The organism is Bacteroides mediterraneensis (genome assembly GCF_900128455.1).
Lineage (GTDB): Bacteria > Bacteroidota > Bacteroidia > Bacteroidales > Bacteroidaceae > Phocaeicola > Phocaeicola mediterraneensis.
In genome coordinates, this window is the sequence record NZ_LT635783.1 from 911918 (window position 1) to 927686 (window position 15769).

A 15769-nucleotide genomic window follows, 5' to 3' on the forward strand; every position below is an offset into this window, starting at 1 on the left:
TTCATTCATTTATTTAAAAGATTAGAAAGGAAAATTCAATATGGCAAAAGATATTCTCTTCAACATTGACGCTCGCGATCAGTTGAAAAAAGGTGTAGACGAACTGGCTAATGCAGTGAAAGTAACACTGGGCCCGAAAGGACGTAACGTAATCATCGAAAAGAAATTCGGTGCTCCTCACATCACAAAGGATGGTGTGACAGTAGCGAAGGAAGTGGAACTGAGTGACCCTTTCCAGAACACTGGTGCACAGCTGGTGAAATCAGTAGCTTCAAAGACTGGAGACGATGCCGGAGACGGTACTACTACCGCAACCGTATTGGCGCAGGCAATCGTAGGCGTAGGTTTGAAGAACGTTACAGCCGGTGCTAACCCGATGGACTTGAAACGTGGTATTGACAAGGCCGTTGCAAAAGTGGTTGAATCAATCAAGTCACAGGCTGAAACTGTAGGCGACAACTACGACAAGATTGAACAGGTCGCTACTATTTCTGCCAACAATGATCCGGTAATCGGTAAATTGATTGCAGATGCCATGCGTAAGGTTTCTAAAGATGGTGTCATCACCATTGAAGAGGCTAAAGGTACTGATACTACCATCGGTGTAGTAGAAGGTATGCAGTTCGACCGTGGTTACCTGTCAGCTTACTTTGTAACTGATACGGAAAAGATGGAATGCGTGATGGAACATCCGTACATCCTGATTTACGATAAGAAGATTTCTAACTTGAAAGATTTCTTGCCTATCTTGGAACCGGCTGTACAGAGCGGACGTCCGTTGCTCGTCATCGCAGAAGATGTGGACAGCGAAGCTTTGACTACTTTGGTTGTGAACCGTCTGCGTAGCCAGTTGAAGATTTGTGCAGTGAAAGCTCCGGGCTTCGGCGACCGTCGTAAAGCCATGCTGGAAGATATCGCCGTATTGACCGGTGGTGTGGTTATCAGCGAAGAAAAGGGCTTGAAACTGGAACAGGCTACTTTGGAAATGCTGGGTACTTGCGACAAGGTAACTGTGACAAAAGAAAATACTACTATCGTAAACGGTGCCGGTCAGAAAGAATTGATTCAGGAACGTGTCAACCAGATTAAGGCCGAAATCAAGAACTCTACTTCTGACTACGACAAAGAAAAACTGCAGGAACGTCTGGCCAAATTGTCAGGTGGTGTAGCTGTTCTTTACGTAGGTGCTGCCAGCGAAGTGGAAATGAAGGAAAAGAAAGACCGTGTAGATGACGCCTTGTGTGCTACTCGTGCCGCTATTGAAGAAGGTATCGTACCGGGTGGTGGCGTGACTTACATCCGTGCCATCGATGCGTTGGAAGGCATGAAGGGTGACAATGCCGACGAAACAACCGGTATTGAAATCATCAAACGTGCCATCGAGGAACCGCTTCGTCAGATTGTTGCAAACGCCGGTAAGGAAGGTGCTGTAGTAGTTCAGAAAGTACGTGAAGGCAAGGGTGACTTCGGTTACAATGCCCGTACGGATGTGTACGAACATTTGCACGCAGCCGGTGTGGTTGATCCTGCCAAGGTAACGCGTGTGGCTTTGGAAAATGCCGCTTCAATTGCCGGTATGTTCCTGACTACTGAATGTGTCATCGTAGAAAAGAAAGAGGAAAAGGCTGACATGCCGATGGCTGCTCCAGGAATGGGCGGTATGGGAGGCATGATGTAATTTCTCCTTTCAAGCTATAAAAGTAAAATCCCAACCGGATTTTCCGGCTGGGATTTTTTTGTATAAGAGAGAATTTAGTATCCCGGATTCTGTGTCATATCCGGATTGTTGTTGAGTACTTCCGCAGGAATAGGTAAGTAATAATTGGTGGGACTGCTGAATCCAGTTTGTTCGATGGGAATGTTCAGCAGACGATAATAAGGATAGGCTCCTCCTGTGCCCTGTAACAGCTGAATATATTCCGCCCAGTCTGTTCCATTTAGTGAGAATGCCTCTTTTAGTTGATTCTTGATTTCAGTGGCTTGCATCTCATTCCCTATTAGAGAATAGGCGATGGCGGCCATGAGATATACCTCTCGTAAAAGGACGGGATGAATGTAGCTTCCTCCCGGATTTCCGAAATTATCTTTGTATCCTCCCCAAAGGACTTCCTGACTGTCTGACAGGTTTGTTGCCTCCGGATCCAGACTGAATGCATTGCTGTCCAGTATATATTGGCACTGTTGAAGGGCCTCTTGGTAATATCCGGAAATCAGGTAGGTTTTCCCTAGCAAGGCTCTGGTTGCCAACTGTCTTTTCTCGGTTGAACTGGATATCAAATCTGTCAGATAGTAGAGTAGCCAGTCTTGACTTGCTTCGTTGTCGTTGGGCATGATTTTTCCATAATATCCTAATAATTGGTTTTGAATCATTGTGTAGTCGACGGTCATATCCCAAGAAGCGGCCCATCCTTCCGACGTATTTAATGAGGTAACCTGGTCCAAGTATTTTTTACCGTTTTCCAAAGTCTGGTAAGCAAGTTCCCAGAAAGGACTGGAAGTATATTCCACCATGTTATAGTCGAAATAGGTATCGTATAGCAGGCTGTATTCCAGATTTTTGACTTGTGTCAGGTAGATGCCGAGCTCTTCGTTCCATTTGTTTTGAATATCCGCTACGCTTACCTCCTCAATTTTGGTCATGTAGCAGATTTTGGTTACACTGTTTTCTGTAAGGTTCCTATAATTCAGGTAGTATCTATACGGTTCGCTGTTTACCTTGTCATTTACATTGATTACTCCATCTCCATTTAAGTCAGTGAAGATAAGATTGCCATTGGCGTCAGCTCCTTCAATGAGGAAGCCGTCGGATAGATTGGAGTAACCTTCTTTGCTGATGACATAGGTTAATGTATCATTCTGATGTGAGATGATTGCTGCTCCGTTCTCATCGGTCGTGAAAGGTCCCAGTACGGTACCATTTCCTTCTTGGGCTTCAATGGTCACACCTTCCAGCGGTTCTCCAGTAGGTAATAGCACAAGAATGGTCGTTTCATGTAAGCTGACAATCGGTCCGTCGAGCATGGGAAAAACCTCAGGTACGACATATACATAACTGTTTCCTGCCGGAATGGCTTCTCCTTCAATCTGGATGCCGTTGATTTGAATGTTGTCTTCCTCACGTGTCACGTAAAGTGTTTCATTGCTGATACTGGTCAAGGTACTTCCTTCAGTAAGTTCGTTTTTGGTGTACTGTCCTTTTATGATGTGGTTTTTAATGGAAGCTGTGTCCAGTTTCTCGGTGCGACTGGCGGCATTGGCGTTTTTCACGGCAAAAACGGTCAGTTGACTTTCCTGGAGGTCGGCTACATTTGTTTTTTCCAGTATTTCCACAAACTGGCTCACCTGCGGTTCGCTTTCTTTCAGGACTTTTACAATGGTTTGCACTTCTTCCTGTCCTTTGGAAGGAGGAGGTTGCGGACTGGGAGATTCTTCATCACTACAAGCGTGTAGAATACACAATGCAAAAATGCTTGCTAAATAATACGTAAAGGTTTTCATAAGGCGTTTATTTTGAAGGTGGTTTTATAATAAGTCTCCTAAAAATGAAATGGAGTGTTTCCCTTTTTCAAATAGTCTGATTCCCCTTTTGAAGTCGGCTGGGGATATTGCGTTTTTCAGTGATTTCTTTTCCGTAGGTTTTCTGTTTGTTTTCAGATAAGCTTATTGGAACATCAATTAAATAAGTTGTATTTTCGTCCCGAAAGAATTATAGTAACAGATTCTTTTGTATGCCATCATAAAGGATGGCGTATTTTAGTTCAGGGGAATACTGAGATAGCCTTTTGAAAGTGCCTTGATGACCAAATCGGTGGCATTCTTTGCGCCGAATTTTACCATCAGGTTTTTGCGGTGCCATTCTACGGTATTTTCTGAAATAAAGAGGCACTCGGAAATTTCATGGGTATTCATTCCTTTGGCAATGGCTTTCAGCACATCCAGTTCCCGAATGGTGGGGGCAGAATCAAGCGTGTCGGTCGTATTGCTGACCTTTTCTTTTTCTTTATAGAGTTTTTGGAATTGCGGACAATAGTATGTTTTCCCCTTGAGGACAGCCTGTATGGCTTTCTCAATGTATTTCCCTGCCGACGATTTGAATACGACTGCATCAATGTCCGGATTTTTCAGCTTGTTGACAATCCAGATTTCTTCGTGCATGGTACTGACCACAATCTTGGCTGTCGGGTCTTTCTGTTTTATCTGGTGTATGAGTATAAATCCATCTATGTCTGGCAAATCCAAATCGATGATGTAGAGCTGAAAATCAAATTGTCCCATTAAATCTTTCAGCTGTGAGCCTGTCTGTGCCGTATGTATGCTTGTTATCCCCGGGCTATGGGACAACAGGCTTTTCAACCCTTCCAATACAAGAGGATGATCGTCGATAATGGCTACATTCAGGTTCATTTATGCTTTGTCTTTTTATTTATTAACAAAAGTACGCAACCCTCTTGAGATTCCCCCCACGGTAACCCGTAGTTTTCTAGGTGAACAGTGGAATAATGATGGTCATTTTCTGAGAATCCAGTGAAATGCTTCCTTTCAAGGCCATCGCACGTTCTTTCATGGTCTGTAATCCGATACCCTTTCCGGAGGTGGAGATGAAGTGTCCGTTGTGGGATATGATGAGTTCCAGGTTGGGAAGCTTCCATTCCAGTGAGAGATGAATTTCGGTTGGAGAAGCATGCTTGAGCGCATTGCTGGTTGCTTCCTGAATGATGCGGTAGATATTCAGGCTGTAGGTCTCGGGGAGCACCGACCAGTCGCATTCTTCAGGCTGGGTGGTAAAGGTGACCTGGCAAGCGGCTGAGGTCATGCGTTCCGCATAATTTTGCAGCACTTGTTTGAGCGTGGTTTCCTGAAAGGTGGGAGGAAGCAGTTCGTGGGATACCCGCCGGATGTTTTCCCGACTGTTGCGTAACACTTCCTTCCAAGGTTCATCAAGAGAAACGGCATTCATTTCCAAGGCATACAGGTCGTTGCATACCCCGTCGTGGAGCTCTTTAGCCAGGCGGTTGCGTTCTTCTTCCAGTTCTTTCAGATACGTGCGTGTGGCATTGCGCGCTGTTTCACGCTGTAAGTTCTCAAATTCACTGCGCTGTGTCTCCGCCTCTCTTTTCTGGCGTTCGATGCGTAGCCTCTGTTTTTGAATGAAATAGAGCGAGATGAAGGCCATGACTGCCAGCAGGATGAGCAAGGCGGTGATTTTCAGTTGCAGATTCTGCTTTTCTTTCTGTCGTTTTTCTTGTAGCTGTTGGTATTCCAGTTCTTTCTTTTGGGTTTCATATTTCACGGAGAGTTCCTCCAGCTGACGGCTTTTGTCTTGTACGAACAGCGAGTCGCCGAGGGTTTTGACCAGCCCTAATATGTGGTAAGCCTGTCGGTAGTCGGCCAGCTCCTTGTAAACAAGGTGAAGATTGTTGTAGATGTCGTATTCCAGGAACGGATAATTTTCGATACCCGGCAGCTGCAGCATCTTTTGGGCGGTCTGTGCGGCCTGCTTCCATTCTTTCTGGGTTTGTTGCACATAAAAGAGCACTTGATAGTAATTGACGAGAGCCATGGTTGAGCGGATTTTGGAAGCAAGCCGGTTAGTCTGTTGGACGAGCGGCTGAATCTCTTGGGAGGATGCACCCTCCCGAAACAAGGTCAGCAGGTAGTAGGTGCGTGCACTGAGTTCGGTTTCCGGTTGCTGAAGCTGTTGCGAAAGCTCTATGGCTTTAGACAGATAAGTTTTGGCTGCCTTATACTCCTTTTGTGTGATGAAGATTGAAGCGCATACATTGTAAATCTGAGTACGGAAAGCAGCGTCCTGACATTGGTCTGCTTGGGTAACTGCTTCGTGTGCATATTTCAAGGCTTGTTCCGAATCCTTCATGTCCAGGTGGATGGTGGCCAGGTTGTTGTAGAGTGTGACAAGGGCCTGCCGGTTCTCTTCCGAGTTTTCAGGCAGGCAGACGGCTAGTTGCAGGGCTTTGTCATACGCCGCCACTGCTTCCGGAATCTTTCCGGAAGAACGCAGATACACCCCTTGTGAGGTGTAGCAGGACACCATGCCGCAGGTATCCTTGTCGGTCAAAGCCTGCCGGATGGCCTGGTCGATGGCCCACAGAGCAGAATCTATCTTGCCGGTCTGATAGAATGCATCGGCGGTTTCCGTGAGTTTCTCTATATTTGAGGGGGAGGCTGAAAGCAGAAAGCAGGACAAACCAAGCAGGAAGGTAAAAATACGGGTTCTCATAGGCTATGATGATTAAGGGGGACTTTGCAATGTAAAGAAAAAATTTGGATTATTCTAGTTTTTTCCCTATTTTCAGTTCGTTTTTGAACTTGGACTTAAAACTAAATCGTATGACAAAAGAAGAATTGATGCGAAAAGCAATAGACCTGTCTGTGAAGAATGTAGCAGAAGGAGGAGGCCCTTTCGGGGCTGTGATTGCCCGGAATGGGGAAATTGTCGCTACAGGGGTAAACCGTGTGACTCCGGATTGTGACCCGACGGCCCATGCGGAGGTGAGTGCCATTCGGGCAGCTGCCAAGAAGCTGGGGACGTTTGATTTGAGCGGATGTGAAATCTATACTTCGTGTGAGCCTTGTCCCATGTGTCTGGGAGCCATCTATTGGGCGCATCTGGACCGGATGTATTATGGGAACAACCAGCACGATGCGGCAGCCATCGGTTTCGACGATGCCTTCATTTACGAGGAATTGGATTTGAAGCCGGCAGACAGACGCCTGCCTTCAGAGGTATTGCTGCCGGAAGAGGCCATCAAAGCCTTTCAGGACTGGACGGCCAAAACGGATAAGGTGGAATATTGAAAATGATTCGGCAAGGAGGCGGTAGCGTCTTGTCGTTTTTTAGGTTTCCCTTGGCGGAACCGTACGTTTCTCTTGGCGGAAACTTATGGCTCCGCCAGGGGAAACGTATGTTTTCCGGTGGGGAAACCTAGTGGGGATAAGCGTGTTTTTCCGAAAAGCAAGCAGCATTTTCAGATTAGCTTTACTGACTGTTATTCAGGTTGGAGTACGGTCGTGAATTCCCGTTCAAAATTAGGTGTGAACACGCCTTTTCCCAAGTTTTCCCGGATTTCTTCGATGGACCAGAAACGTCCGCCGGCCAGTTCTTCACTGGGAGAAATAGGACCTTCGTACACGGTCTTATGGGAAAATACCAGTTCTTTTTCCCGTGCGGATTCGAATACATAATGAGTCAGTAGCTGAGGGGTGAAGTCGGTAATGCCGAGTTCTTCGCGGACTTCCCGCTTCAAGGCCATCTCCACGCTTTCTCCCAAATCCACGTGTCCTCCCACGGAAGTATCCCATTTGCCGGGCTGGATGTCTTTCCAGTCCGGTCGTTTCTGCAGATAGAGTTCTCCTTTGCTGTTGAATACGTGCAGGTGGACCACCGGGTGCAGGAGCTTGCTGCCGTTGTGACATTCTCCTCGGGTGGCCGCTCCTATGAGGTTTCCTTCCTCGTCTACGAGGGGAAACATTTCTTCGCTATTATCTTTCATCGGTTGAGGCGTTTAAATTTTAGGGTATCAGTAAGGACGAATCGCCGTAGCTCAGGAAACGGAAATCGTGAGCCAGCGCATAGTCGTAAATCGGTCGCCAGTTTCCTTTTACAAAGGCTGAAACCAGCAACAGCAACGTGCTTTGCGGCTGGTGGAAGTTGGTCACCATTTTTTTGACGATGTGATATTCGTATCCCGGGGCGATGATAATCTGGGTACTGGTGTGCAGGGCTTCCAGTCCGTGATGGTCCATGTAGTCGAGGATGTGTTGCAGGGCCTCCAGCGTGCTCAGTGCCGGATGGGTTTCGTAGGGTTGCCATTGCTGTACGTGCAGCTCTTCCTGACTGGCGTCGGGATGCTGTGACAGGGTCACTCCGATGTAGTAAAGACTCTCCAGGGTACGGACGGAAGTGGTGCCCACCGCTACCGCCTCACCTCCGTGTGCCAGCAGTTTCTCGATGGTGCTCCGGTTCACGGAGATGTATTCCGTATGCATTTCGTGTCCTTCAATTTCTTCACTCTTTACAGGTTTGAACGTGCCGGCGCCCACGTGGAGGGTCACTTCCTCCAGGTCGATTCCTTTTTCTTTCAGGGCGTTCAATACGCGCTCGGTGAAGTGCAGGCCGGCGGTCGGGGCCGCTACGGAACCTTTTATCTTGGAATAGACCGTCTGATAAGTCTCCTTGTCGCTTTCCTGCGTCTCTCTGTTCAAGTAGGGAGGAATGGGCAGTTCGCCGAAGAATTCCAGAATGTCGGCAAAGGTCACTTCGGGGTTGTCCCAGGTGAAATCAATCCAGTGGCTGGTGCCGTGGCAGGCGCCACGGGTAGCCGTCAGGGTCAAGGTTTTGCCTTTGACTGTCATTTCCTTGTGCAGCGGGCCTTCCTTCCATTTCTTCAGGTTGCCAATCATGCAGAGCCAGGCCGCATGCTGGGTTTGCTGGAAGTTGAGGGCATAATCGTTGGGCTCGATGGGCTCCAGGCAGAATATCTCAATCAAGGCACCGGTTTCCTTGCGGAAATGCAGACGGGCCTGAATCACTTTCGTATTGTTGAAAATCATGAGAGTGCCGGCTTCCAGGTAATCCGGAAGGGAAGTGAAATGGGTTTCACTGATTTGTCCGTGCCGATAAACCAGCAGCTTGGACTGGTCGCGGACCGGCAGCGGGAATTTTGCGATGCGGTCATCCGGCAGCGGATAATTGTAATCGCTGATTTTTATATGCTTTGTATCTTCCATGTCGTTTATTTTTTTGCAAAAGTACAATAATTAGCAGAATCCTCCTAACAGAATATTTTTTTCGTGGACTTCCTTTCATGGCTTCTTGAATAATTTCCATATTCCGATGAAAGTCGTTACATTTGTCAGAGTTATAAAATCAGAGTAAAGATATGAAAATAGGAGATAAAGTACGTTTCCTGAGCGAAGTGGGCGGCGGGATTGTCCGTGGCTTTCAGGGAAAAGATGTGGCATTGGTAGAAGGGGAAGACGGGTTTGAAATCCCCATGCTGATTAAAGAATGTGTGGTGATTCAGACGGATGATTATAACATTCCGTTGAAATCGGCCCAGAAACCGTCGGCTCCGGAGGTGGAAGAGGAAGAAGAGGTGGAAGAAGAAAAACCGATTACGTATCGGGCTCCGGAAATCCGGGGAAATGATGTGCTGAACGTGTTCCTGGCCTACGTGCCGCAGGATGTGAAGGCCATCTCCTCTACTGCTTTTGACGCCTACCTAGTGAACGACAGCAATTATTTCGTGGATTACCTGTACCTTTCGGCAGAAGGCAATAGCTGGACGTTGCGCAGCCGGGGAACGGTGAAACCGAACATGAAGCTGCATCTGGAGGAGTTTGAAAAGAGTGCCTTGAACGGTATGGAGCGTGTGGCGGTCCAGCTTCTGGCTTATAAGGACGACCGTAGCTTCCTGTTCAAGCCGGCGGTGAGCCAGGAATTGCGCATCGACACGGTGAAATTCTATAAGCTGCATACGTTCCAGCCTTCCGATTTCTTTGAAGAACCGGCGTTGATTTATGAGATTGTGAAGGACGATGAGGCGGTGAAGCAGGTCTTCGTATCGGCCGATGACATCAAGAATGCCTTGTTGCAGAAGAGCGTGCAGGACGTACCGGCCAAGGTGCAGAAAAAGCAGCATGTGGTGAAAAACGAGATTGTGGAGGTGGACCTGCACATCCATGAATTGCTGGACGATACCACCGGCATGGGCAATGCGGAAATGCTGAACTATCAGCTGGAGGTGTTCCGCAAGACGCTGGAAGAGTATAAGCAGAAGAAAGGCCAGCGGATTGTGTTTATCCATGGCAAGGGAGACGGCGTGCTGCGCCGGGCCATCCTGGATGAACTGAAGCGGAAGTACAAGACTTACCAATGGCAGGATGCTTCTTTCCGGGAATACGGATTTGGAGCTACGATGGTGACAATACGTTAAGAGATATGGGAACTTTGAAAGAAATGCTGTCGGCCGACCGTTTTGCGGCGGAGGCAGGAGTAGAATTGTTGGAAATCAGTCCGGGATATGCCAAGGCGCGGATGAAAGTGACCGAAAAACATTTGAATGCCGGAGGGGTTTGCCAGGGAGGTGCGTTGTTCACACTGGCTGACTTGGCTTTCGCCGCGGTGGCAAACAGCCGGGGGAGGCTGACCTTGTCGCTGAATGCGAATATCACGTTCTTGCGTGCGGTGAGCAAAGGCTATGTGTATGCGGAGGCTACTGAGACGTATAATCATGCCCGGGTACCTTTCATCGAAGTACACTTGGTGGATGAACAGCAGCAGCTGATTGCCGTACTGACCAGTTCGGGTTACCGGAAAAGTGAGGAGCTGGAGGTAGACGAGCTGGAATAAAGTGGAAAGAAATTGTCGGGAGTATTCCCGCTCCTGAATGATGGAAAAATCCCCCTTGTTTTCAGGAATTTGAAGCGGCCCTAAAAAGTGGAGTATAAAACTTTTGGGATTACTTCAATTCAGAAGCGAGGGGGATTTTTTTACTCGTTTGTCAGATTTGTGCAAAGGCTTGTGTCAAGTCGGCAATCAAATCATCGATATGTTCGGTGCCTATTGACAAGCGGATGGTAGCTTGCGTGATTCCTTGTGCGGCCAGTTCTTCGTCATTGAGCTGGGAGTGAGTGGTGCTGGCCGGATGGATGACCAGCGATTTCACATCGGCCACGTTGGCCAGCAAGGAGAAAATCTTCAGGTGGTCGATGAAGCGGTGGGCTTCGGCGCGTCCTCCTTGAATCTCGAAGGTAAAGATGGAACCGGCTCCTTTCGGGAAATATTTCTGGTAGAGTGCCGGAGAGGTGTGTGACGGCAATGACGGATGGTTGGCTTTCGTCACCTTGGGGTGGTGTTGCAGGAAGTCCACTACCTTCAAGGCATTTTCCACATGGCGTTCCACTCTCAAAGAAAGGGTTTCCAGCCCTTGCAGGAGAAGGAAGGCATTGAACGGACTGAGGGCGGCTCCGGTGTCGCGAAGCAGGATGGCCCGGATGCGGGTCACATAGGCGGCAGCTCCGGCTACTTCGGTAAAGCAGAGTCCGTGGTAGCATGGGTCGGGATTGGTCAGTTGAGGGAATTTTCCGGAAGCCTTCCAGTCGAACTTGCCGGAGTCCACGATGATACCTCCCAGCGAGGTGCCGTGCCCGCCGATGAATTTGGTGGCTGAATGAATCACGATGTCGGCTCCGTGTTCAATGGGGCGCAACAGATAAGGCGTGGTAAAGGTGTTGTCTATCAGGAGAGGAATCTGATGGCGGTGGGCAATTTCCGCAATGCGTTCAATGTCCACCAGTGTACTGTTGGGATTTCCCAGACTCTCGATAAATAATGCTTTGGTGTTCGGCTGGATGGCCCGCTCGAAGTTCTCCGGGTCTTCCGGGTCTACGAAGGTAGTATGTACGCCCCGGGTAGGGAAAGTATGTGCCAGCAGATTATAGGTGCCTCCATAAATGGTGCAGGCGGATACGATATGGTCACCTTGGCAGGTGATGTTCTCAAACGCATAACTGATGGCGGCGGCTCCTGAGGCGACGGCCAAGGCTGCAACTCCACCTTCCAGTGCGGCCACCCGCTGTTCCAGTACGTCTTGTGTGGGATTGGTCAGACGACCGTAAATGTTTCCGGCCTCTTCCAGACTGAAACGGGCGGCCGCATGGGCAGAATCACGGAACACATACGAAGTGGTCTGATAAATAGGTACGGCCCGTGCGTCGGTAGTGGGGTCGGGAGTTTCTTGTCCTACGTGTAGTTGAAGTGTTTCGAAGTGTAGCTTAGTCTTTTCCATTGCACTGAGTTTTTAGGGGTTTAAATACAATGCAAAAGTAGTTCTGATGGACATATCCTCCAATATGAACGGGAAATATGGAAAATTCATCTATAAAAATATTCAGTAAAAGAAAAAATGATTAGTTTTGCACACATAAAACAAACTTTGTTGGAATAATATTCTGATGACGGAAAAATTGGATAAAGTAGATTTGCAGATTCTCCGCACGTTGCAGGAGAATGCCCGACTGACTACCAAAGAACTGGCGGCTCAGGTCAGTCTGTCGTCCACACCCGTATTCGAGCGATTGAAAAGACTGGAACGGGAAGGATACATCAAGAAATACATTGCTGTGCTCGATGCTGACAAGCTGAATCAGGGGTTTGTGGTGTTTTGCAACGTGAAGCTGCGCCGGATGAACAAGGACATTGCCATGGAGTTTACCCGTATCGTGCAGCAGATACCGGAGGTGACGGAGTGTTACAACATTTCCGGCAGCTACGATTACCTGCTGAAAATCCATGCTCCGAACATGAAATACTATCAGGAATTTATCATTAATGTATTGGGTACGGTAGACAGTCTGGGTTCGTTGGAAAGCATGTTTGTGATGGATGAAGTGAAGCACGACTACGGACTTCATATTTAGACCTCTGTACGGTTTACTGCTCTTTTATTCTATAATCGAAGCTCTGAATAGAATATTATTCTGTTTTGACAGGTGTTTTGTGGGTTAAACACTCTCTTTTTTCTAAATATCACCAGAGTGTTGGTGGATAAATCAAATGCTTGTATCTTTGTCGGTATAAATTTACAAATGCACGATGAAAGTAATAGATTTGATAAAGAATAGTAAGGAACCGATATTTTCCTTTGAGATTTTGCCGCCTTTGAAAGGAAACAGCATACAAAAAGTATATCACGTCATCGACAAGTTGCGGGAGTTCGACCCCAAGTACATCAACATCACGGCTCACCACAGTGAGATTGTGTATCTGCCGCAACCCGACGGCAACCTGAAGAAGACCACTGTCCGGAAACGTCCGGGAACGGTGGCCATTGCGGCAGCCATTCAGAACAAGTACGGCATTCAGGCGGTTCCCCATATCATCTGTAAGGGATTTACCAAGGAAGAAACGGAATACGCCTTGCTCGACTTGAACTTTCTGGGCATTACCAATCTGTTGTTGCTGAGAGGTGACTCCAAACCGTTGGACATTGCGGCCAAGGACCTGTATCTGTACAACGAACACGCCACCGACTTGCAGGAGCAGGTGAACCGTTTTAATCAAGGCATCTCACTGGACGGTTCGAAAATAGAAGGCATTGAAACTCCTTTCTCTTACGGCATGGCCTGTTATCCGGAGAAGCATGAAGAAGCGCCCAACATGGAATCGGACCTGTTCTATCTGAAAGAGAAAGTACGCAATGGAGCTGATTACGTGGTGACTCAGATGTTTTTTGACAACGAAAAATACTATGCTTTTGTAGACCGTTGCCGTCAGGAAGGTATTGAGGCACCTATCATCCCGGGCATCAAGCCGGTAGTCTTCAAGAACCAGTTGAATGTGCTGCCTAAAGTGTTCCGTACGGATATACCCGAAGCCTTTGCTTCAGAGCTCCGTAAATGTGAGAATGACGAGGAAGTGAAAGCTGTAGGAGTGGAATGGTGCAAGGCACAGTGCAAGGACTTGTTAGCACATGGGGTTCCCGGTCTGCATTTCTACACTTTCATGGCTTCCGACAGTGTATATAAGGTAGCCAAGGAGATTTATTAATCTCTTTGGCCTTTAAGAGCAATCCTTCTTAATCGGATGCGCAGATTGGACAATTCTGCGTCAGTATGCGGGGAAGAGGGATTGTGTGGTTTCAGCACAAGATGATGGTCTTTCCCGTTGAGTGCATCGGGTAGTACCACATCCTGCCGGTAGACTTTCTGTTCTTCTGCCGGGCGCAACAGGTAGGTGGCTTGCTCTTCAAAGCGGTTGTAAGTGCGGAGCACGACTTGGTTCATACCCTTTTTGAGCGGGAGCACGATTTTTTCCATACGGAATTGAGTCCGATACGGGTTCAGGTGTTTGGCAACCAGTTTTCCATTGACATAGACTTCCATGCCGTTTCCTGCTCCGATTTCAGCCAGAATGTGCTGTGAGCGAGGTGATTCTACCTCTCTCAGGATGTAATAGCTGGAGAATCGGGGGCAATCCAACGTATCGCTCTCTGCTGCGGGTTTCCAAGTTTTACCGGTAAGAGGGGATTGTTGCAGGTTGGCAACTAATGAATCTTTTGCATGGAATATCCCGTTGCCCGGTCCACAGATGTAAGTTTTTCCCCATTCCGTATTGGAAAGCGAGGTACCCTTCTGTTCTTTTCCTTTGTTCAAAGTGACGTGATAGGTTTTTCCATCCAGAATCAGATCGATTTTCCGTCCGGCTTCCTGTGGTGTGTAAATGAGTTCCAGCTGTTTGAGGAGCAGTTGTTCAAAATCCCAGCTGTAACCGATGACACTGCGGTAGTTGGTATAATAGTCAAAGCAGGAATAGCTGTATTGCGGAGTGGCATTTTGTGCGGTCAGCATCGTGCTTCTGACTGTATTTCCCGGAAGAGGTTCAATCTTTTTGTCGAACGAGAGTGTCAGCACATGGATTTGTTTGTCTTTGTAGGCTGAGGCGGGTATGGTGAGTACCACCTCGTCACCATATTGCAGATAGGTGGCCATTTTTCCGTCTCCTTTCTGCAGGATATATCCAGGCATGGAGAAGGTGATTTTCCCATCCTTGGGATAAGTACCCGATAGGAAGAGATACAGGTGATTGTCTTTACGGGTCACTTCTCCCCAGTCGAACTCTTCTTGAAAGGGAGAGGCTTCCGTCTGATATACGGCATAACCGTAATGGGAAAGCCAGTTGCCGACTTGTTCCAGCACTTCTTTCTCAAAGTCGACCACTTCTCCGTTGCCTTTAGGGCCGATGTTGAGCAGGTAGTTTCCTCCTCTGGAAACCACATTAATCAGACTGCGTGTCTTTTCCCGTACTTTGTCTTCCACGTTGCCGCGTGCTTGCCAGGAGCGATATCCCCATGTCTCGTCGAACATGGAAGCGGCGCTTTGCCAGGGAGCATGAAGTGTTTTCTCCGGGTAGTCATTGTCGGCCATCACACAGAAATCGTATTGGTCGTTTCCCAGTCGCCCGCTGACCATGCAGTCGGGTTGGTACCGGTGAACCATTTCGTAAAGTTCTTTGCTCTGTGCGGGCGTATTGGAACCCATGTCGAACCACAGTTCCGAAATGGTTCCGTAGTGGGTAAGTAATTCTTTCAGTTGCTGTTTGGAGTAACTATGGTGACTTTCCGTGATGAAATCTGCATTGTGCGGTGACATGGGCGAAGCATACGGGTAGTGCCAGTCGATGAGTGAAAAGTATAGTCCGAACCGCAGTCCTTGCCGCCGGGCCGCTTCCGACAGTTCTTTGACGAAGTCCCGTTTGCAAGGGGAGGCATCGTAGGAGTTGAACGGGGTAGTAGCGGTTTTGAACAGACAGAATCCGTCGTGATGCTTGCTGGTAAAGATAATGGAATGCATGCCGGCCTTCCTGGCAAGCAGGGCGATAGAATCGGCGTTGAATTCCGTAGGATTGAATTCACGGGCTATCTTTTCATATTCTGCTTGTGGAATTTGTGCAAAGGCCCGAATCTGTTCACTGTATCCATCCTGAATCTGTTTCTGGTGCCACACTCCTCCCAGCTGGGAATAGAGTCCGAAGTGAATGAACATGGAATATTTTTCACCGTGCCATTTCTGGAAGGCGGCTGAAGATACCTGACCTTTCGCTCCCAGACCGATTATGCACATTAATAGGAGGATAAATAGCTTTTTCATGGGCTTTTACTTGTATTCTTGAAAGCAAAGATAAGGAGTTCTTTGCTTTTATAGTGCTTTTTTATGTAATTTTGCAGCCGATTTAAAAACCATTAAAAAC

Annotated in this window: 13 protein-coding genes; 6 read left to right on the top strand and 7 right to left on the bottom strand. The window is 47.9% G+C overall.

The features are described 5' to 3' along the window. Positions 1-40: 40 nt before the first annotated feature. Entirely contained in the window at positions 41-1678 is a 1638-nt protein-coding gene (groL, locus tag BQ7480_RS03640) for a chaperonin GroEL (RefSeq protein ID WP_022354478.1), read from the top strand. Positions 1679-1752: 74 nt separating this feature from the next. On the opposite strand, the gene BQ7480_RS03645 is transcribed toward groL, so the two are convergent. The 3 genes from BQ7480_RS03645 to BQ7480_RS03655 all read right to left on the bottom strand — a co-directional run bounded on the left by BQ7480_RS03645 (position 1753) and on the right by BQ7480_RS03655 (position 6238). Next, a complete protein-coding gene (locus BQ7480_RS03645) occupies positions 1753-3498 on the bottom strand; it encodes a fasciclin domain-containing protein (protein WP_083581748.1) in 1746 nt (581 codons plus the stop codon). 255 nt (positions 3499-3753) lie between these two features. Further along, a complete protein-coding gene (locus BQ7480_RS03650) occupies positions 3754-4404 on the bottom strand; it encodes a response regulator (protein WP_072541764.1) in 651 nt (216 codons plus the stop codon). Positions 4405-4480: 76 nt separating this feature from the next. Beyond that, entirely contained in the window at positions 4481-6238 is a 1758-nt protein-coding gene (locus BQ7480_RS03655; RefSeq protein ID WP_072541765.1) for a tetratricopeptide repeat-containing sensor histidine kinase, read from the bottom strand. A gap of 110 nt (positions 6239-6348) precedes the next feature. On the opposite strand from BQ7480_RS03655, the gene BQ7480_RS03660 reads away from it, so the two are divergent. Continuing rightward, positions 6349-6816, top strand: a complete 468-nt coding sequence (locus BQ7480_RS03660; RefSeq protein WP_072541766.1) for a nucleoside deaminase — start codon at positions 6349-6351, stop codon at positions 6814-6816. Between the two features lie 191 nt (positions 6817-7007). Here BQ7480_RS03660 and BQ7480_RS03665 read toward each other — a convergent pair whose 3' ends face one another. Together BQ7480_RS03665 and BQ7480_RS03670 are read right to left on the bottom strand one after the other, a co-directional pair. Beyond that, on the bottom strand, positions 7008-7511 hold the full coding sequence (locus BQ7480_RS03665) for an NUDIX hydrolase (RefSeq protein WP_072541767.1): 504 nt from the start codon (positions 7509-7511) through the stop codon (positions 7008-7010). 19 nt (positions 7512-7530) lie between these two features. Beyond that, the gene (locus BQ7480_RS03670) at positions 7531-8748 is read right to left on the bottom strand and encodes an S-adenosylmethionine:tRNA ribosyltransferase-isomerase (protein WP_072541768.1); all 1218 of its coding nucleotides are present in this window, start codon (positions 8746-8748) and stop codon (positions 7531-7533) included. A 152-nt stretch (positions 8749-8900) separates the two neighbouring features. Between BQ7480_RS03670 and BQ7480_RS03675 the strand changes: the two genes are divergently transcribed. Both BQ7480_RS03675 and BQ7480_RS03680 read left to right on the top strand, forming a co-directional pair. Next, positions 8901-9956: a DUF2027 domain-containing protein gene (locus BQ7480_RS03675; protein WP_072541769.1), complete on the top strand. Its 1056-nt coding sequence runs from the start codon at positions 8901-8903 to the stop codon at positions 9954-9956. A gap of 5 nt (positions 9957-9961) precedes the next feature. After that, positions 9962-10372: a PaaI family thioesterase gene (locus BQ7480_RS03680; protein WP_072541770.1), complete on the top strand. Its 411-nt coding sequence runs from the start codon at positions 9962-9964 to the stop codon at positions 10370-10372. A gap of 151 nt (positions 10373-10523) precedes the next feature. Here the strand turns inward: BQ7480_RS03680 and BQ7480_RS03685 are convergent, their stop codons facing one another. Further along, positions 10524-11810, bottom strand: a complete 1287-nt coding sequence (locus BQ7480_RS03685; protein ID WP_072541771.1) for an O-acetylhomoserine aminocarboxypropyltransferase/cysteine synthase family protein — start codon at positions 11808-11810, stop codon at positions 10524-10526. 166 nt (positions 11811-11976) lie between these two features. Between BQ7480_RS03685 and BQ7480_RS03690 the strand changes: the two genes are divergently transcribed. Together BQ7480_RS03690 and metF are read left to right on the top strand one after the other, a co-directional pair. Continuing rightward, on the top strand, positions 11977-12441 hold the full coding sequence (locus tag BQ7480_RS03690; RefSeq protein ID WP_022354011.1) for an Lrp/AsnC family transcriptional regulator: 465 nt from the start codon (positions 11977-11979) through the stop codon (positions 12439-12441). Between the two features lie 175 nt (positions 12442-12616). Then, the gene (gene metF, locus BQ7480_RS03695) at positions 12617-13570 is read left to right on the top strand and encodes a methylenetetrahydrofolate reductase [NAD(P)H] (RefSeq protein ID WP_072541772.1); all 954 of its coding nucleotides are present in this window, start codon (positions 12617-12619) and stop codon (positions 13568-13570) included. Here the strand turns inward: metF and BQ7480_RS03700 are convergent. After that, positions 13567-15669: an alpha-L-fucosidase gene (locus BQ7480_RS03700; protein WP_072541773.1), complete on the bottom strand. Its 2103-nt coding sequence runs from the start codon at positions 15667-15669 to the stop codon at positions 13567-13569. The genes metF and BQ7480_RS03700 overlap by 4 nt on opposite strands. Between the last annotated feature and the right edge of the window lie 100 nt (positions 15670-15769).